The sequence below is a fragment of the Sphingomonas liriopis genome, from assembly GCF_024211255.1.
Taxonomy (GTDB): domain Bacteria; phylum Pseudomonadota; class Alphaproteobacteria; order Sphingomonadales; family Sphingomonadaceae; genus Sphingomonas; species Sphingomonas liriopis.
Genome location: NZ_JAMLDY010000005.1, coordinates 171,685 through 187,932, shown reverse-complemented (window position 1 = coordinate 187,932; position 16,248 = coordinate 171,685). Strand labels below are relative to the sequence as shown.

The 16,248-nt window shown below is 69.7% G+C and carries 18 protein-coding genes; 10 read left to right on the top strand and 8 right to left on the bottom strand.

Annotated elements, in window-relative coordinates; all coding sequences use genetic code 11:
- The first annotated feature begins 42 nt into the window (after positions 1-42).
- The 3 genes from M9979_RS05705 to M9979_RS05695 are packed head-to-tail and all read left to right on the top strand — an operon-like array spanning position 43 to position 2,728.
- The gene (locus M9979_RS05705; protein ID WP_254288375.1) at positions 43-1,074 is read left to right on the top strand and encodes a diacylglycerol/lipid kinase family protein; all 1,032 of its coding nucleotides are present in this window, start codon (positions 43-45) and stop codon (positions 1,072-1,074) included.
- Entirely contained in the window at positions 1,071-1,985 is a 915-nt protein-coding gene (locus M9979_RS05700; RefSeq protein WP_254288374.1) for a hypothetical protein, read from the top strand. The genes M9979_RS05705 and M9979_RS05700 overlap by 4 nt, the downstream gene beginning before the upstream one ends.
- On the top strand, positions 1,982-2,728 hold the full coding sequence (locus tag M9979_RS05695) for a nucleotidyltransferase family protein (protein ID WP_254288373.1): 747 nt from the start codon (positions 1,982-1,984) through the stop codon (positions 2,726-2,728). The genes M9979_RS05700 and M9979_RS05695 overlap by 4 nt, the downstream gene beginning before the upstream one ends.
- Before the next feature lie 178 nt (positions 2,729-2,906).
- Here the strand turns inward: M9979_RS05695 and M9979_RS05690 are convergent, their stop codons facing one another.
- Entirely contained in the window at positions 2,907-3,596 is a 690-nt protein-coding gene (locus M9979_RS05690; RefSeq protein WP_254288372.1) for an HAD-IB family hydrolase, read from the bottom strand.
- Positions 3,597-3,724: 128 nt separating this feature from the next.
- On the opposite strand from M9979_RS05690, the gene M9979_RS05685 reads away from it, so the two are divergent.
- Entirely contained in the window at positions 3,725-4,459 is a 735-nt protein-coding gene (locus M9979_RS05685) for a hypothetical protein (RefSeq protein ID WP_254288371.1), read from the top strand.
- A 76-nt stretch (positions 4,460-4,535) separates the two neighbouring features.
- Here M9979_RS05685 and M9979_RS05680 read toward each other — a convergent pair whose 3' ends face one another.
- Complete coding sequence (locus tag M9979_RS05680) at positions 4,536-5,426, bottom strand: prephenate dehydratase (RefSeq protein WP_254288370.1); 891 nt, start codon at positions 5,424-5,426, stop codon at positions 4,536-4,538.
- A gap of 133 nt (positions 5,427-5,559) precedes the next feature.
- Here M9979_RS05680 and M9979_RS05675 point away from each other — a divergent pair, with 133 nt between their 5' ends.
- On the top strand, positions 5,560-6,252 hold the full coding sequence (locus M9979_RS05675; RefSeq protein ID WP_254288369.1) for a c-type cytochrome: 693 nt from the start codon (positions 5,560-5,562) through the stop codon (positions 6,250-6,252).
- A 128-nt stretch (positions 6,253-6,380) separates the two neighbouring features.
- Here the strand turns inward: M9979_RS05675 and M9979_RS05670 are convergent, their stop codons facing one another.
- A complete protein-coding gene (locus M9979_RS05670) occupies positions 6,381-7,256 on the bottom strand; it encodes an LOG family protein (protein ID WP_254288368.1) in 876 nt (291 codons plus the stop codon).
- 58 nt (positions 7,257-7,314) lie between these two features.
- Positions 7,315-7,971, bottom strand: coding sequence for an extensin family protein (locus tag M9979_RS05665; RefSeq protein ID WP_254288367.1), 657 nt, complete (start codon positions 7,969-7,971; stop codon positions 7,315-7,317).
- 143 nt (positions 7,972-8,114) lie between these two features.
- Here M9979_RS05665 and M9979_RS05660 point away from each other — a divergent pair, with 143 nt between their 5' ends.
- The 5 genes from M9979_RS05660 to M9979_RS05640 all read left to right on the top strand — a co-directional run bounded on the left by M9979_RS05660 (position 8,115) and on the right by M9979_RS05640 (position 14,114).
- Positions 8,115-9,266, top strand: a complete 1,152-nt coding sequence (locus M9979_RS05660) for a phosphoserine transaminase (protein ID WP_254288366.1) — start codon at positions 8,115-8,117, stop codon at positions 9,264-9,266.
- A 133-nt stretch (positions 9,267-9,399) separates the two neighbouring features.
- Positions 9,400-10,977, top strand: coding sequence for a phosphoglycerate dehydrogenase (gene serA / locus M9979_RS05655; protein WP_254288365.1), 1,578 nt, complete (start codon positions 9,400-9,402; stop codon positions 10,975-10,977).
- 105 nt (positions 10,978-11,082) lie between these two features.
- Positions 11,083-11,412, top strand: a complete 330-nt coding sequence (locus M9979_RS05650; protein ID WP_254288364.1) for an endonuclease domain-containing protein — start codon at positions 11,083-11,085, stop codon at positions 11,410-11,412.
- Between the two features lie 4 nt (positions 11,413-11,416).
- A complete protein-coding gene (locus M9979_RS05645) occupies positions 11,417-12,520 on the top strand; it encodes an ATP phosphoribosyltransferase regulatory subunit (RefSeq protein ID WP_254288363.1) in 1,104 nt (367 codons plus the stop codon).
- A 304-nt stretch (positions 12,521-12,824) separates the two neighbouring features.
- Complete coding sequence (locus M9979_RS05640; RefSeq protein WP_254288362.1) at positions 12,825-14,114, top strand: adenylosuccinate synthase; 1,290 nt, start codon at positions 12,825-12,827, stop codon at positions 14,112-14,114.
- Between the two features lie 65 nt (positions 14,115-14,179).
- Here M9979_RS05640 and M9979_RS05635 read toward each other — a convergent pair whose 3' ends face one another.
- From M9979_RS05635 to M9979_RS05620, 4 genes are all read right to left on the bottom strand, one after another.
- Entirely contained in the window at positions 14,180-14,626 is a 447-nt protein-coding gene (locus tag M9979_RS05635; protein WP_254288361.1) for a hypothetical protein, read from the bottom strand.
- Positions 14,627-14,696: 70 nt separating this feature from the next.
- On the bottom strand, positions 14,697-15,767 hold the full coding sequence (aroC, locus tag M9979_RS05630; RefSeq protein WP_254288360.1) for a chorismate synthase: 1,071 nt from the start codon (positions 15,765-15,767) through the stop codon (positions 14,697-14,699).
- The gene (locus M9979_RS05625; RefSeq protein ID WP_254288359.1) at positions 15,764-16,018 is read right to left on the bottom strand and encodes a DUF2442 domain-containing protein; all 255 of its coding nucleotides are present in this window, start codon (positions 16,016-16,018) and stop codon (positions 15,764-15,766) included. The genes aroC and M9979_RS05625 overlap by 4 nt, the downstream gene beginning before the upstream one ends.
- Complete coding sequence (locus M9979_RS05620; protein ID WP_254288358.1) at positions 15,987-16,247, bottom strand: DUF4160 domain-containing protein; 261 nt, start codon at positions 16,245-16,247, stop codon at positions 15,987-15,989. Before M9979_RS05620 ends, M9979_RS05625 begins: the two co-directional genes overlap by 32 nt.
- Position 16,248 lies beyond the last annotated feature (1 nt).

Genomic DNA, 16,248 nt, shown 5'->3' with positions numbered 1-16,248 from the left:
CGATGTCAGTTCGATGACGAGCTGATGACGGAAGGGCTGGCTTTGGCCACACGGTTTGAACGATTTTCGCCTGCCGGGGCCGGCACCGCGCTGGCACGGCGGACGCAGGGCTTCGGCGGCCTGCCCGCGCCGCGGGTGCGTACGCCGGCGCGCGTCGCCGCGCCGCTGCTCGCCGGCGTGATCGCCAACGGCCGCAGCCACCGCAACCGCAAGCACGGCATGCGGCTCGATCACTGGCCCGACGTCCTCTACGACGCGCCCGAGACGTTCGCCGCGCTGGAGGCGACGCTGCGCGATTATGCGGCGCGCCGTGTCGGGCTGCTCGTCGTCAACGGCGGCGACGGCACGCTGCGCGACGTGCTGACCGCGGCGGGGCGCGTGTTCGACACGCTGCCGGCGATGGCGATCATCCCGTCGGGCAAGACCAACGCGCTGGCGCTCGACCTCGGCATCCCCGACGACTGGAGCGTGCGCGACGCGATCGCCGCGGCGCGTGCCGGCCGCTTCGTCCGCCGCGCGCCGATCGAGGTGCTGCGCGGCGATGCCGACCGCCCCGACGCGCGCGGCTTCCTGCTCGGCATGGGCAATTTCGTCCGTGCCACCGAACTCGCGCAGACCACGCATCGCGCCGGCGCGTTCGACGGCATCGCGGTCGCGCTGTCGCTTGGCTGGAGCATCGCCCAGACGCTGTTCGCCGGCCCCGCCAACCCCTGGTGCCGCGGCACGGCGTTTCATATGCAGGCCGAGGGCGACGCGGCGGTGCAACGCCGCCTGTACCTGCTGCTCGCCTCGACGCTGGAGCGGATGCCGCTCGGCCTCAAGCCTTTCGGGACCCCGCGCGCCGGGCTCAAGCTGCTGACCGTCGACGCGCCGCCGCGCCATCTGATCCGCATGCTGGCACCGATCCTGACCGGCACCGCGGGCAGCCCCGCGGTCGCGGCGGGCTTCGCGCGCTCCGACCCGCGCAGCGTCCGCCTGCAATGCGACGAAGGCTTCATCCTCGACGGCGAACTCTATGACGGCGGCGACCTGACCATCCGCACCGGCGAACCGATCGCCTTCGCCGCGCCGTGACGCAGACGCTGCTCTCGTTCGTCGCCGACGAACTCGACACCCCCGTCGCGGCGGCGATCGCCGCCGCCGCGCGCGAGGTGACGCGCCGGCTCGGCGGCGTCGCGGTGCTGTTCTACGGATCGGTGCTGCGCACCGGCGACCTCGACGGCGTGCTCGACTTCTACGTGTTGACGCCGTCCCCCAAAGGCTTCGGAATCAAGGCGTTGGCGACGCGGACGCTATGGCCCGACGTCAGCTTTCACGAGATCGTGTTCGGCCGCCGGACGATCCGTGCCAAGGTCGCGACGATGCCGCTCGACACCTTCTGCCGCGCCGCCGAGGGGCGGACGATCGACACGACGGTGTGGACGCGCTTCGCCCAGCCCGCCGCCTTGGTGTGGACCGCCGATCCGGTCATCGGCGCGCGCGTGGTCCGTGCGGTCGCCTGTGCCGCCGCCACCGCCGCGCGCTTCGCCGCAGTGCTCGGCCCGCGCCATGGTGCGCCGCGCGATTTCTGGCTGGCGCTGTTCCGCCAGACCTATGCCGCCGAACTGCGCGTCGAGGCGCCGGGGCGCGAGGCGGAGATCCTTGCCCATGCCCCCGAACGGTTCGATGCGCTGCTGCCGCTCGCGTGGCAGGGGGCGGGGATCGGCCACCAGCGCCGCGGTGGCGAGATCGCGCCGCTGCTCGACGAACGCGACACCCGCGCGACGGTCGCGGCATGGTGGCAGCGGCAGCGGATGGGCAAGTGGCTCAACGGCGCGCGGCTGGTGAAGGCCGCCTTCACCTTCGACGGCGCCGCCCGCTACGGCCTGTGGAAGCTGCAGCGCCACACCGGCGTCGCGCTGCCGCTGACGCCGTGGCGCGAACGCCATCCGATCCTCGCCGCGCCGGGGGTGATGTGGCGGGTCTGGCACGCCCGCAGCGCATGAATGCGCTGATCCTCGCCGGATCGCGCGGCGGCGCCGATCCGGTCGCGGATTATGCCGGCGTGTCGGACAAGGCGCTGATCCGCTTCGGCGAGGCGACGATGCTGGAACGCGTCGTTATCGCGCTGCGGGAGGCCGGGATCGATCGCATCGCCGTCTCCGCCAACGCGCCCGCGGTGCGTGCCGAGGCGCTGCGGCTCGGCGCCGAACCGCTCGACGCGGCGGGCGGCCCCAGCCTCAGCACGCTGCACGGCCTGCAGGCGCTGGGCGCGCCGCTGCTCGTCACCACCGCCGACCATGCGCTGCTCCGCCCTGAATGGGTGCGCGATTTCCTGACCGATGCGCCCGCGGACGCCGATGTCGCCGCGCTGCTCGCACACCGCAGCCTCGTCGAGCGCGACGCGCCGCCGACGCGGCGCACCTGGCTGCGCTTCGCCGATGGCGGCTGGTCGGGATGCAACCTGTTCCTGTGCCGCACCCCGCAGGCGCGCGCCGCGGTCGAGCTCTGGATGTCGGTCGAGGCGAACCGCAAGCGACCGTGGCGGATCGTCCGCCGGCTGGGGATCGCCACGCTCGCTCGCTACGCGCTGGGCCGGCTGACGCTCGCCGAGGCGGTGGCGCGGCTCGGCGCGGTCGCGGGGGTGCGTGCCGCGGTGGTCTCGGCGCGGCATGGGCTGGCGGCGGTCGATGTCGACAAACCCGCCGACCTCGACCTTGTCCGTTCGCTCCTCGCCGACGCACAATAGGATCGCGATCGTCGTAATACGCTGAAGAACAACGAGGATGAGCGCACGGCTGTCCTACGGACCCGGCACCTGCTATCTGCAAGACCGATCCAACGCTCTTTCAACCTGTGTAAATTCGAAACGATCGAAGACGATTGTTTTCGCCAAGGTGTCCAACTTGTCCAGGTTGGGGGCGGCGTCAGGCATCCCAGTCGACCTGCCGCCAGCCCCGCGCCGCCGCGACCCGCGCCAGCGCCGCATGCGGGCTGACCACCACGGGCTCGTCCGCCCATTCGAACGTCGGCACGTCCGACACATGATCGGAATAGAAGCGCACCGTCGCCGCCGACCGCGCGATGCCCCGATCCGCCAGCCACGCCTCGATCATCGCCAGCTTGGCGGGGCCATAGCAATTGCCGCCCTCGATCCGCGGCAGCAACGCACCGTCCGCCCCCAACGCGGTGCGCGTCGCGATCAGCGCATCGGCGCCCACCTCCCGCGCGACCCCCTCGGCGTAAAAGGCATAGGCTGCGGTCGCGATCACGATTCCGTAGCCCGCGGCGCGATCCGCGGCGATCTGCGCCCGCGCCGCCGGCCGGATCTGCGCCGGCCCGAACCGCGCGAGCCACTCCGCCGCCAGCGCCTCCGCCCGCGCCGGCGTCAGCGTGCCGAGCGCGGCGCGGTGCATCACCTGCTTCAACCGGTCGCGATGGATCAGGCCGACGCCGCGCAGCCCCGCCGCCGCCAGCACCACCGGCAGCAGCGCCAGCCGCCACGGCGCATGTCGCAGCACCGCATGGAGCAGGAACGGCGTCCACGTCGGCGCCCGCGTGATCGTCCGGTCGAGGTCGTAGATCGCGATTCGGATCGGTTCGGGCGCTGCGTCCATCCCGCTGGACTGGCCGGCAAAGGTGGCGGGCGAAAGGCACGCGCGAAGCGGTTGCGGCGATGACCGCCGCGCGCTAGGCGCAGCGCTTAATGCGGTCCTATCAGCCTTCGTCGGACCGTCGCCGGGCCATGTCGCTGGCGCTGACGATCGCCGCGCACCTGCTCATCGTCTGGCTGCTGCTGACGCTGGCCCCGGTCTTCGATACCAACAAGGAGCCGGGCCGCTCGCTCACCGTCAATATGCTGCCCGTTGGCGACAACGATGCGACCGCCACCAAAAGCGCGAAGGCGCCCGCGCGCGCCGCGCAGAAGAGCCGCCGCACCGCCCCCGAACCCCCCGCCGCGCCGCGGGCCCCGGCGGTCGATGCCTCGGTGCCGCCGCCGGTCGATACGCCGTTCCCCGGCTATCTCGTGCTCAGCCGCAACGACTTCGCCGCCTCAGACGTCGGCAAGATGCCCTCGCGCAAGTCGGGCGGCAGCGCCGGGCAGCAGGTCGCGGCGGCGGACGGGCAGGGTGACGGCGACGCCGGCGAAACCAGCGCGGCGGCGGGCGTCGGCCCTGGTGGCCAGCGGCTCTATGCCGCCGAATGGTACGTCCGCCCGGCGCAGTCGCAGCTGACCCCCTATATGCCGCAGCGCGACGTGCCCGCGGGATCGTGGGCGGAGATCGCCTGCCGCACCGCGCCCAACTACCGGGTCGAGGATTGCGTCCAATTGGGCGATTCGCGCCCCGGCCTGGGGCTGGCGCGCGCGGTGCGCGAGGCGGCGTGGCAGTTCAAGATCCGCCCGCCGCGGATCAACGGCAAGCCGCAGATCGGCGCCTGGGTCCGCATCCGCTACGACATCGTCGAACGCGGCGGCTAGGGCGTCTTTTCCCTCTCCCGGCGGGAGAGGGAGGGAGGCGCGAAGCGCCGGAAGGGTGAGGGTGAGCGGTCTTGCCTCACCCCCGCTCGCGGGCGCGGCGATACGTGCCGAGCACGCGTACCCATTTCGAATGGAAGCCCAGCTCCTCCAGCGCACGGTCGACCGCGGCATCGCCGGGCTTGCCCTCGATATCGGCGAAGAATTCGGTCGCGACGAACTGGCCGCCACGCTGGTAGCTTTCCAGCTTGGTCATGTTGACGCCGTTGGTCGCGAACCCGCCCATCGCCTTGTAGAGCGCGGCGGGCACGTTCTTCACCTCGAAGATCAGCGTCGTCATCCACGGGCCATCGCCGACCGCCGGCTTGTCGCCGCGCGCCAGTACGACGAAGCGCGTGGTATTGTGGTCGGCATCGGCGATGTCGACGCCCAGCAGGTTGAGGCCGTAGATCGCCGCCGCGCCCGGCGGGGCGAGCGCGGCGACCGCCGGGTCGCCCAGTTCCGCGACGTAAGCGGCAGCGCCGGCGGTGTCGGGATAGGCGGCCTGACGGATGCCATGCGCTTTCAGCCAGTGGCGGCACTGGCCGATCGCCTGCGGATGGCTCATCGCCTCGCGCACCTCGTCGCGGGTGCCGGTGCCCATCAGCGCGTGGCGGATCGACAGGAAATGCTCGCCGGTGATGACCAGCCCCGATTCCGGCAGCAGGAAATGGATGTCGGCGACGCGGCCATGGAGCGAATTTTCGATCGGGATCACCGCGCAATCGGCGCGCCCGTCGCGCACCGCGTCGATCGCATCCTCGAACGAAAAGCACGGCAGGGGCAGGCCGTCGGGGAACGCCTCACTCACCGCGACATGGCTGTTCGCGCCCGGCGCGCCCTGGAATGCGACGGCGCGGCCCGGCTCGGCGGCGGCGGCGGCGGTCATCGCGGCGACGATCGGACGGGCGGGGGCGGCATAGGTTTCCATGGCCGCGGGGGCGTAGAGCGCCTTCGCGATGCCTTCAAGCGCGTGCTTGCGGATACAAGCGCCGTTTCCTATGGGTTTGCCGCGCGAGATCACGCGAACGATAACCGGACACGACAGGGGCAGCGTTAGGCAGATGGACAACCGCACCAACACGATCGCCGGATGGGCGCTGGCAGCCTGTGGGCTCGCGCTCGGTCTCTCGATCGTCGGCGGCATGGCCTTCCACAGCGAGCGCCCGGAAAAGATGGGCTATCCGATCGAGGGCGTCGAGGCGGAGGGCGCCGCCGGCGGCGCGGCCGAAGTGCCGATCGCTACGTTGCTGCCGACCGCCGATGTCGCCAAGGGCGCCGAGGTGTTCAAGAAATGCGCCGCCTGCCACACCGTTACGCAGGGCGGCGCCAACGGCATCGGTCCGAATCTGTACGGCACGCTGGGTGAGGGCATCGGCCAGGGCAAGGGCGGCTTCGCCTTCTCCGACGCGCTGAAGGGGGTCGGCGGCAACTGGGACTTCGACAAGATGAACGCGTGGCTGACGTCCCCGCGCAAATTCGCGCCCGGCACCAAGATGACCTTCGCCGGCCTCGGCAATGCGCAGGACCGCGCCAACGTCATCGCCTATCTCAACAGCCAGGGCTCGAACCTGCCGCTTCCCGCCGCACCTGCCGCCGGCGCGGCAGCGCCCGCGGTCGGCAAGGCGCCCGAGGGCAAGGACTCGGTCACCAACACCGACGCCGCCAACAACCTCGGCAACACCGGCACCCCCGCCTCGGGCGCCCCCTCGGTCGACCCCAACGCCGCAGTAGAAGGCGCCAAGGCGGGGAAGTGAAGCGCTTTGCATGAGGGCGCCAGACGCGTCCTCGTCAGCGTTCCGACAATCGTCCCAGATACCCCGTCACCCCGGAACACGTCCGGGGTGACGGAGTGCCTTGGGAAGAGCGCGCTCTCCCTACCGGCTCACCCCTCCTTCTTCGCCTGCTCCTCGTAGAACGCCCGCACCACGTCCCACGCCTCTTCGGCGCTTTCGACGTAGGTGAAGATGCCGAGGTCGCGCTGGCTCACCACGCCCTCGTCGACCAGCGCCTGGAAGTTCACCACCTTCTCCCAGAACTCCCGGCCGAACAGCAGCACCGGGATCGGCTTGATCTTGCCGGTCTGGATCAGCGTCAGCAGCTCGAACAGTTCGTCGAACGTGCCGAACCCGCCCGGGAACGCCGCCAGCGCGCGTGCGCGCAACAGGAAGTGCATCTTCCTCAATGCGAAATAGTGGAACTGGAAGCTGAGCGCGGGCGTGACGTACGGATTGGGCGCCTGTTCGTGCGGCAGGACGATGTTGAGGCCGATCGATTCGGCGCCGACGTCGGTCGCGCCGCGATTCGCGGCCTCCATGATCGACGGGCCGCCGCCCGAGCACACCACGAACTGGCGCATGCCGTTCTGGTCGCGCGGCACGCGGCTGGCGATCTGCGCCAGCTCGCGCGCGACGTCGTAATAGCGGCTCTTGGCGACCAGCCGCTCGGCGATCGCGCGGCTCTCGTCGTCGCTGGCGATGTCGAGCATCGCCTGCGCCTTGGCGGGCTCGGGAATACGCGCCGAGCCGTACATGACGAACGTCGAGGCGATCTTCGCCTCTTCGAGCAACAATTCGGGCTTCAATAGCTCGAGCTGGAAGCGGACGGGACGCAGATCCTCGCGCAGCAGGAAATCCATGTCCTGGAAGGCCAGCTTGTAGGCGGGATCCTCGGTCTGCGGGGTGGAGATCGCCTGGCTGGCGCTGGCGGCATCCTGGCTGGCGTTCGGGAAAACGCGGGTCGGTAGGCGTGTATCGGTCATCCGCGGGAGGTAGAGCAAAGCATCCGCCCGCTCAACGGACTAAAGCCGCCGCGCGCCTTCAACGGCACAGGCGCGCGCCATCGTCCTCCAGATGCAGGTGATCGCGGTGCGCGGCATTATAAGCCGGCGACAGGACCGTGCCGAAGCGGCGACAGGCCGAATCGTGGATCGTCGTCCAGAATCGCTGGACCTGCGGATCGGGCGAGGCCCAGTCGCGCAGCACGCCGATCCGCCGTCCGTCCTTCAGCGTCACGCCGCCGATGTCGACCGCATTGGCGACGGCATGGCCCGAGCGGCGATCGGCGTTGCGTACCGATCCGACGACGTTGCGGCAGGCATAGCTGCCCATGCTCTGCACACTGGCCAGTTCGCTGCCGAGAATCTGGTACGCCGCCGGCGCCACCGCATTGCGCACCCAGGCCGAAAATGCCCGCGCCTCGCCGCAGCGCACCGCGCCGAGCCCGGTGACCGGCACGCCGATCTCGACCAGCTGCACCGCGCCCGACAGTCCGCAGCCGTTGCCGTAATCCTTGTCGGGCAGCACGCGATACGCGACGTTCATGCCACGCAGATCGGCGAGGCATTGCGCGGTCTGGCGGACGGGAACGGTCGCGGTCGAATCGCGCGGGGGCGGGGCAGGCCGTTCGCGGCTGCCACAGGCGGCGAGCAGGGCCAGCAACGTGAACGTACCGAAAAGACGCGGATACCGGAACATGGAACCACCATGTGCCAACCGCGCAGGCACAAACAAGCCCACGGTAGACGATCGTAGCTTGCGCGATGCACCCACCGTCTCTAGGGCCGTCGACGGGCCACGCCGCCCCAACGCGGCGCGTGCTCTCTGTGAGGAGAGATACATTGACGGATACCGCTACCGCACCCGCGTTGGGTGTGACCAAGCCTGCCACCAAGCCGGCTCGCCCCTTTTTCAGCTCCGGTCCCTGCGCCAAGCCTCCGGGCTGGAACGCGTCGCAGCTCGCCACCGACTCGCTCGGTCGCTCGCACCGCTCGAAGATCGGCAAGCAGCGCCTCCAGTACGCCATCGACCTGATGCGCGAGCTGCTGAACCTCCCCGACACGCATCGCATCGGCATCGTCCCCGGCTCCGATACCGGCGCGTTCGAGATGGCGATGTGGACGATGCTTGGCGCCCGCCCCGTCACCACGCTCGCCTGGGAGAGCTTCGGCGAAGGCTGGGTGACCGATGCGGTCAAGCAGCTCAAAATCGATCCCACCGTCATCCGCGCCGATTACGGCCAGCTCCCCGACCTTGCCGCAGTCGACTGGTCGAACGACGTGCTGTTCACCTGGAACGGCACCACCAGCGGCGTGCGCGTGCCGAACGCCGACTGGATCCCCAAGGACCGCGAGGGCCTGAGCTTCGCCGACGCCACCTCGGGCGTGTTCGCCTATGACATCGACTGGGCCAAGATCGACGTCGCGACCTTCAGCTGGCAGAAGGTGCTGGGCGGCGAGGGCGGCCACGGCGTGCTGATCCTCGGGCCCCGCGCGGTCGAGCGGCTGGAAAGCTATACGCCGGCGTGGCCGCTGCCGAAGGTGTTCCGCCTCGTCTCCAAGGGCAAGCTGACCGAGGGCGTGTTCAAGGGCGAGACGATCAACACGCCGTCGATGCTCGCGGTCGAAGACGTCATCGTCAGCCTCGAATGGGCGAAGTCGCTCGGGGACCGTGGCCTGATCGGCCGGTCGGACGCTAATGCCGCGGCCTTGGACACGATCGTGGCGGAGCGCGACTGGCTCGGCCATCTCGCCGCCGATCCGGCGACGCGGTCGAAGACCAGCGTCTGCCTGACCGTCGAGGGCGCCGACGAGGCGTTCATCAAGGCGATGGCGTCGGCGCTCGAGAAGGAAGGCGCGGCATACGACGTCGCCGGCTATCGCGACGCGCCGCCGGGCCTGCGCATCTGGTGCGGCGCCACGGTCGACACCGCCGATATCGAGGCGCTCGGGCCCTGGCTCGACTGGGCCTACGCGACCGCGAAGGCGGGCTGACCTCACCTCAAATATACGTCATCCCCGCGCAGGCGGGGATCCATAATTACAGGTCGTCGAAAGTGTCGCAACACCAGCGACTATGGATCCCCGCCTTCGCGGGGATGACGATCCTTGTTCGAAGGAAATATCCATGCCCAAAGTCCTCATCTCCGACAAAATGGACCCGCAAGCCGCCAAGATCTTCCGCGAGCGCGGCGTCGAGGTCGACGAGATCACCGGCAAGACGCCCGAAGAGCTGATCGCGATCATCGGCAATTATGACGGCCTCGCGATCCGCAGCTCGACCAAGGTGACCAAGGCGATCCTCGATCACGCGACCAATCTGAAGGTCGTCGGCCGCGCCGGCATCGGCGTCGACAATGTCGATATCCCCGCCGCCTCTGCCAAGGGCGTGGTGGTGATGAACACGCCGTTCGGCAATTCGATCACCACCGCCGAACATGCCATCGCGCTGATGTTCGCGCTCGCCCGCCAGCTGCCCGAGGCCGACGCCTCGACGCAGGCCGGCAAGTGGGAGAAGAACCGCTTCATGGGGGTCGAGCTGACTGCCAAGACGCTCGGCCTGATCGGCGCGGGCAACATCGGCTCGATCGTCGCCGACCGCGCGCGCGGGCTCAAGATGAAGGTCGTCGCGTTCGACCCGTTCCTCACGCCCGAGCGCGCGGTCGAGATGGGCGTCGAGAAGGTGACGCTCGACGAGCTGCTGGCGCGCGCCGACTTCATCACGCTGCACACGCCGCTGACCGACCAGACGCGCAACATCCTGTCGGCCGAGGCGCTGGCGAAGACGAAGAAGGGCGTGCGGATCATCAACTGCGCGCGCGGCGGCCTGATCGACGAGGCGGCGCTGAAGGCAGGGCTCGACAGCGGCCATATCGGCGGCGCGGCGCTCGACGTGTTCGTCGAGGAGCCGGCCAAGGCGTCACCGCTGTTCGGCACGCCCAATTTCGTGTCCACGCCGCACCTCGGCGCGTCGACCACCGAGGCGCAGGTCAACGTCGCGATCCAAGTCGCCGAGCAGATGGCCGACTTCCTGGTGTCGGGCGGCGTCACCAACGCGCTCAACATGCCGAGCCTGTCCGCCGAGGAAGCGCCCAAGCTCAAGCCGTACATGGCGCTCGCCGAGAAGCTCGGCAGCCTCGTCGGTCAGCTGACGACCGGCGCGATCACGCGCATCTCGGTTCACACCGAAGGTGCGGCGGCGGAACTGAACGCCAAGCCGATCACCAGCGCGGTACTCGCCGGATTCCTGGGGACGCAGACCGCGACGGTCAACATGGTCAACGCACCGCTGCTGGCGCGCGATCGCGGCGTCGAGGTGCGCGAGGTGCGCACCGAGCGCGAGGGCGATTACCACACGCTGCTGCGCGTGTCGGTGAAGACCGCCGACGGCGAGCGGTCGGTGGCGGGCACGCTGTTCGGCGATCAGGCGCCGCGCCTCGTCGAACTGTTCGGCATCAAGGTCGAGGCCGATCTGGTCGGGCCGATGCTGTATGTGGTCAACGAGGACGCGCCGGGCTTCATCGGACGGCTCGGCACCACGCTCGGCGAGGCGGGGGTCAATATCGGCACCTTCCACCTCGGTCGCCGCTCCGCGGGCGGCGAGGCGGTGCTGCTGCTCTCGGTCGACGAGCCGGTCGATGCGGAGTTGCTGGCGAAGGTCAAGGCGCTGGGCGGCGTGAAGACCGCGATGGGCCTGACCTTCTGAGCTAATCATCAAAGCCCTCTCCCCTCCGGGGAGAGGGTTGGGAGAGGGGCCGTGCCGAAAAGGGACGAAACGCTGTTAGGCCGGGCCAGGGCCATGCGATCCGACATGACGCAGCCGGAACGCGAACTGTGGACCGCGCTGCGTGCAAAACGGTTCGGCGGCGTGAAGTTCAGCCGTCAGGTGGTGATCGGCCCCTTCATCGCCGATTTCGTCGCGCGGTCGGCGAAGCTGATCGTCGAAGTTGACGGCGACACGCATAGCGACCAAGCGCGCGACGGACGCCGGACGGCGTGGCTGCATCAACGGGGATATCGCGTGATCCGCTTCGGCAATACCGATGTGATGGACAATCTGGAGGGGGTGCTAGGCGTCATCGGCGATGCGCTCGGCACGGCCCCTCTCCCAAACCCTCTCCCCAGCGGGGAGAGGGCTTAAGGCCATGACACCCCTGCTTCCCGAAGGCTTCCGCGACCGCCTGCCCCCCCATGCCGACGCCGCCGCCGCGATCGAGGCGCGCGTGCTCGAATCCGCGCGGCTGTACGGCTACGAACGCGCCGATCCGCCGCTGGTCGAATATGCCGATGCGCTGGGATCGCGGCTCAAGGACGGCGCGCTGACCGATGCGGTACGCTACGTCGATCCGGTGTCGCAGCGCACGCTGGCGATCCGGCCCGACGTCACCGCGCAGATCGCGCGGATCGCGGCAACGCGGATGGGGCATCATCCGCGGCCCGTGCGTCTATCCTATGCCGGGCCGGTGCTGAAGCTGCGCAGCCCCGAACTCGCGCCGGCGCGCGAATGGCGGCAGATCGGGTGCGAGCTGATCGGGCTCGATTCGGTGCCGGCTGCGCAGGAGGTGGTGGCGGTCGCCGTCTCCGCCCTGACCGCGGCGGGCGCGACCGGCCTGTCGATCGACTTCACCTTGCCCGACCTCATCGCCACGCTCGCCGCCGGGCCCCTGCCGGTCGCGCCCGAGACGATCGCGACGTTGCAGGACCGGCTCGACGCCAAGGACGCTGGCGCGGTCGCCGCCATCGCACCCGCCTATCTGCCGCTGATCGAGGCGGCGGGGCCGTTCGATACCGCGATGGCGCGGCTGCGCGCGTTCGATACCGGGCAGGTGCTCGCCAGCCGGCTCGACGGGCTCGCCGCGATCGCCGCAGGGCTGGGCGAGGGCGTCGCGCTGACGCTCGATCCCACCGAGCGGCACGGGTTCGAATATCAGTCGTGGCTCGGCTTTTCGCTGTTCATCGCCGGTGCGGGCCGCGAGGTCGGTCGCGGCGGCACCTATACCGTGATGCACGAGGGTGGTGCGGAGGAAGCAGCGACCGGCTTCTCGCTCTACGCCGACGCGATCCTCGCCACGGCCGGCCCGGTCGATCGCCGTCGCCTGTTCCTGCCGTTCGGGACGCCGGCCGATGCCGGCGCGGCGATGCGCGCCGCGGGCTGGGTGACGGTCGCGGCGCTGGAGCCGGGCGATACGCCCGAGGCGCAGCTCGCCACGCATCTGTACGCCGATGGCGAGGCGCGGGCGCTCCGATAGGCGTGGCATCGTACGATACGCTGCCCACATCCTTCGTCACCCCGGACTCGTTCCGGGGTCCACCCATCCGCGAGCGTGCCGCTAGAGCCTCTGGCCCCACGCCTCGCCGCACAGTGGACCCCGGAACACGTTCGGGGTGACGAATTGCGTGGGGCTAGCTCATGAGTCTCATCCCACGTCGTTCTCCGCGGTTGACCCCACTCGCCCACCCGTCTAGGCGCGCCCTCGCAATCAGGACCTGTTCGTGCGCCGAGTCCTGTCGAAGGGCGCACGGATCAACGCCGGCAGGCGGAGACCTGTATCCATGGCCAACGTAGCAGTCATCGGCGCGCAATGGGGCGACGAGGGCAAGGGCAAGATCGTCGACTGGCTCGCCGAGCGCGCCGACATGGTCGTCCGCTTCCAGGGCGGGCACAATGCCGGCCACACGCTCGTCGTCGGCGACAATGTCTACAAATTGTCGCTGCTGCCCTCGGGCATCGTCCGCGGCACGCCGAGCGTGATCGGCAACGGCGTCGTGCTCGATCCCTGGGCCTTGAAGGCGGAGATCGAGCGGCTGGCGGCGCAGGGCGTGTCCGCGACGCCCGAGACGCTGCGCATCGCCGACACCTGCGCGCTGATCCTGCCGCTCCACCGCGATCTCGACGCGCTCCGCGAGGACGCCAGCGGCGCCGGCAAGATCGGCACCACCCGCCGCGGCATCGGCCCGGCCTATGAGGACAAGGTCGGCCGCCGCGCGATCCGCGTCTGCGACCTGGCGCATCTCGACGACCTCGGGCCGCAGCTCGACCGGCTGCTCGCGCATCACGACGCGTTGCGCGCCGGGTTCGGCTCTCCCGCGATCGATCGCGAGGGGCTGCTGAACGAATTGCGCGAGATCGCCGATTACGTGCTCGCCTTCGCCAAGCCGGTGTGGCGCGACCTCAACGCAGCGCGTGCCCGCGGCAAGCGCATCCTGTTCGAGGGCGCGCAGGGCGTGCTGCTCGACGTCGATCACGGCACCTATCCGTTCGTTACCTCGTCCAACACGATCGCCGGCACCGCCGCGGGCGGATCGGGGCTGGGGCCGGCGGCGGTCGGCTTCGTGCTCGGCATCGCCAAGGCGTACACCACCCGCGTCGGCTCCGGGCCGTTCCCGACCGAGCTGGACGATGAGACCGGCGAGCGGCTGGGGCAGCGCGGCCACGAATTCGGCACGGTGACGGGGCGCAAGCGGCGCTGCGGCTGGATCGACACGGTGCTGCTCCGCCAGTCGGCGGCGGTCGGCGGGATCACCGGCATCGCGCTGACCAAGATCGACGTGCTCGACGGCTTCGAAGAGGTGAAGATCTGCACCGGCTATCGCCTGCGGGGTGAGGAGCTCGACTATTTCCCCGCGCATGCCGCGGATCAGGCGGCGGTCGAGCCGATCTACGAGACGATGGAGGGCTGGCAGGAATCGACCGCCGGCGCGCGCAGCTGGGCCGATCTGCCGGCGCAGGCGATCAAGTACATCCGCCGCGTCGAGGAGCTGATCCGCTGCCCGGTCGCGCTGGTATCGACCAGCCCGGAGCGTGAGGACACGATCCTGGTCCGCGACCCCTTCGCGGACTAATCCGAACACGAAAAAGCCGGGTGGCGCGCACCACCCGGCTGTTCGAGCCTCACAGCGGTGACGGCTTATTGCGGCGGCGTGGTGCCCCCGGTGGTCGTGCCGGTCGACGTGCCGCCCATGGTGCCCGTCGTCGACGTGCCACCCATCGTGCCCGTGGTGCCGTTGCCACCCATCGTTCCGGTCGGCGTACCGGTGCCGGTGCCGGTCATACCGCCCATCGTATCGGTCGTCGATCCGGGGACCGTCGTCGTCGTCGAGGTCGAGCTATCAACGCCCGTCGTGCTGCCGCTGGTGCCGGCGCGTCCGCTACGGCCGCGCTTCGACGACTTGCTTTGGGTGGTGGTGGTCGTCGACATCGTCGAATCGGTCGGCGACGTAGTGGTCGTCTGTCCGCCCATCGTGCCGGAGGTCGTGCCCGTCGCCGAACCGGCGGTGCCTCCGGTCGTGGTCTGGGCATAGGCTGCGGCCGGGATCAGCATGGCAGCCGCCATGATTGGAATGACCTTACGCATCGTTCTCTCCTGCAAAAAATTGCTCGCCCCCAACGGGCCGGCGACGGAGAGGGTTCCCGCAGATGGGGCGTTATCGGCCCGTCTGGCCGCGGTGAAGCAACGCCTGATCCGCTAAAACCAGCGCCATCATCGCTTCGACGACGGGTACGCCGCGGATGCCGACGCACGGATCGTGGCGGCCTTTCGTTGCGATATCAGCGGCTTGGCCGGTGCGATCGATCGTCTCTACCGGGATCAGGATCGAACTGGTCGGCTTGAACGCGACGCGCAGCCGGATCGGCTGGCCGGTGGCGATACCGCCGGTGATGCCGCCGGCGTGGTTGGCGAGGAACTCGGGGCCGTCGGTGCCGGGCCGCATCGCATCGGCATTGCCCTCACCGGTCAGCGCCGCGGCCGCGAAGCCGTCACCGATCTCGACGCCCTTGACCGCGTTGATCCCCATGCAGGCGTGCGCCAGCTCGGCGTCGAGCTTGGCGTAGAGCGGCGCGCCCCAGCCGGCGGGCACGCCGGTCGCCTCGCACGCGACGACCGCGCCGAGCGACGACCCCGCCTTGCGCGCGCCATCGACCAGCGCCTCCCAGCGCGCGGCGGCGGCGGGGTCGGGACAGAAGAAGGGGTTGGCGTCGATCGCCGCATCGTCGAACGCGGCATAGTCGATCGCGTCGCCGCCGATCGCCTCGACCCAGCTGCGGATGCGCACCTGCGGCACGACCAGACGCGCAACCGCGCCCGCGGCGACGCGCGACGCCGTCTCGCGCGCCGACGACCGGCCACCGCCGCGATAGTCGCGAAAGCCGTATTTGGCGTCATAGGAATAATCGGCATGGCCGGGGCGATAGGCGAGCGCGACCTCCGAATAATCCTTCGACCTTTGGTCGACGTTCTCGATCATCAGGCTGATCGGCGTACCGGTGGTGCGGCCCTCGAACACGCCCGACAGGATGCGCACCTGGTCCGGCTCGCGCCGCTGCGTGGTGAAGCGCGAGGTGCCGGGCCGTCGCTTGTCAAGCCAGGGCTGGATGTCCGCCTCGCCCAGCGCGATCCCCGGCGGGCAGCCGTCGACGACCGCGCCGATCGCAGGCCCATGGCTCTCGCCCCAGGTGGTGAAGCGGAACAGGTGACCGAAACTGTTGATGCTCATGCGGCGGTACGATCCGTGCGCGTCATGTCGCCACGACCGGCGATCAGACCCGCGATCGATATGTCCTCGTCGAGCTCGTCCCAATGCAACCCGCTGGGACTGATCCACACCTTGTCGCGATCGGCTGGTGCGCCATGCAGCAGTCGGGGATACCAGGCGAGCGGCACGCCCAGCGTACGGCCGTCGTCGAGCCGGACCCACATCTGGTCTTCGTCGAACTCAACGCTCGTCGCGCGTACCGAAATGCTCATGCCATGCGCTCACGATCTCTTCTCTGCGGAGGCTGACCTGCTCGCTGATCCAGCGCTGGGTACGAGCATCCAGGCCATGATTATAGGCGATCGTCACCTCTGGATAAAGCCAGAGCTTGGCATCGCCCACGCCCCGCTTCGCGACATGGATATGCACCGGCTCGCGCGGATCGCCTTCGCTGGAGAAGAAGTGAAAGCGATAACCCCGTTCGATGAAGACGACCGGCACG

What these genes read in the sequence shown, in the direction of transcription:
- M9979_RS05640 (WP_254288362.1), top strand. Translation starts at nt 12,825, where the DNA reads ATGGCCAACGTAGCAGTCATCGGCGCGCAATGGGGCGACGAGGGCAAG.
- M9979_RS05635 (WP_254288361.1), bottom strand. Translation starts at nt 14,626, where the DNA reads ATGCGTAAGGTCATTCCAATCATGGCGGCTGCCATGCTGATCCCGGCC.
- M9979_RS05625 (WP_254288359.1), bottom strand. Translation starts at nt 16,018, where the DNA reads ATGAGCATTTCGGTACGCGCGACGAGCGTTGAGTTCGACGAAGACCAG.
- M9979_RS05650 (WP_254288364.1), top strand. Translation starts at nt 11,083, where the DNA reads ATGACGCAGCCGGAACGCGAACTGTGGACCGCGCTGCGTGCAAAACGG.
- M9979_RS05695 (WP_254288373.1), top strand. Translation starts at nt 1,982, where the DNA reads ATGAATGCGCTGATCCTCGCCGGATCGCGCGGCGGCGCCGATCCGGTC.
- M9979_RS05645 (WP_254288363.1), top strand. Translation starts at nt 11,417, where the DNA reads ATGACACCCCTGCTTCCCGAAGGCTTCCGCGACCGCCTGCCCCCCCAT.
- M9979_RS05675 (WP_254288369.1), top strand. Translation starts at nt 5,560, where the DNA reads ATGGACAACCGCACCAACACGATCGCCGGATGGGCGCTGGCAGCCTGT.
- M9979_RS05685 (WP_254288371.1), top strand. Translation starts at nt 3,725, where the DNA reads ATGTCGCTGGCGCTGACGATCGCCGCGCACCTGCTCATCGTCTGGCTG.
- serA (WP_254288365.1), top strand. Translation starts at nt 9,400, where the DNA reads ATGCCCAAAGTCCTCATCTCCGACAAAATGGACCCGCAAGCCGCCAAG.
- M9979_RS05665 (WP_254288367.1), bottom strand. Translation starts at nt 7,971, where the DNA reads ATGTTCCGGTATCCGCGTCTTTTCGGTACGTTCACGTTGCTGGCCCTG.
- M9979_RS05690 (WP_254288372.1), bottom strand. Translation starts at nt 3,596, where the DNA reads ATGGACGCAGCGCCCGAACCGATCCGAATCGCGATCTACGACCTCGAC.
- aroC (WP_254288360.1), bottom strand. Translation starts at nt 15,767, where the DNA reads ATGAGCATCAACAGTTTCGGTCACCTGTTCCGCTTCACCACCTGGGGC.
- M9979_RS05670 (WP_254288368.1), bottom strand. Translation starts at nt 7,256, where the DNA reads ATGACCGATACACGCCTACCGACCCGCGTTTTCCCGAACGCCAGCCAG.
- M9979_RS05680 (WP_254288370.1), bottom strand. Translation starts at nt 5,426, where the DNA reads ATGGAAACCTATGCCGCCCCCGCCCGTCCGATCGTCGCCGCGATGACC.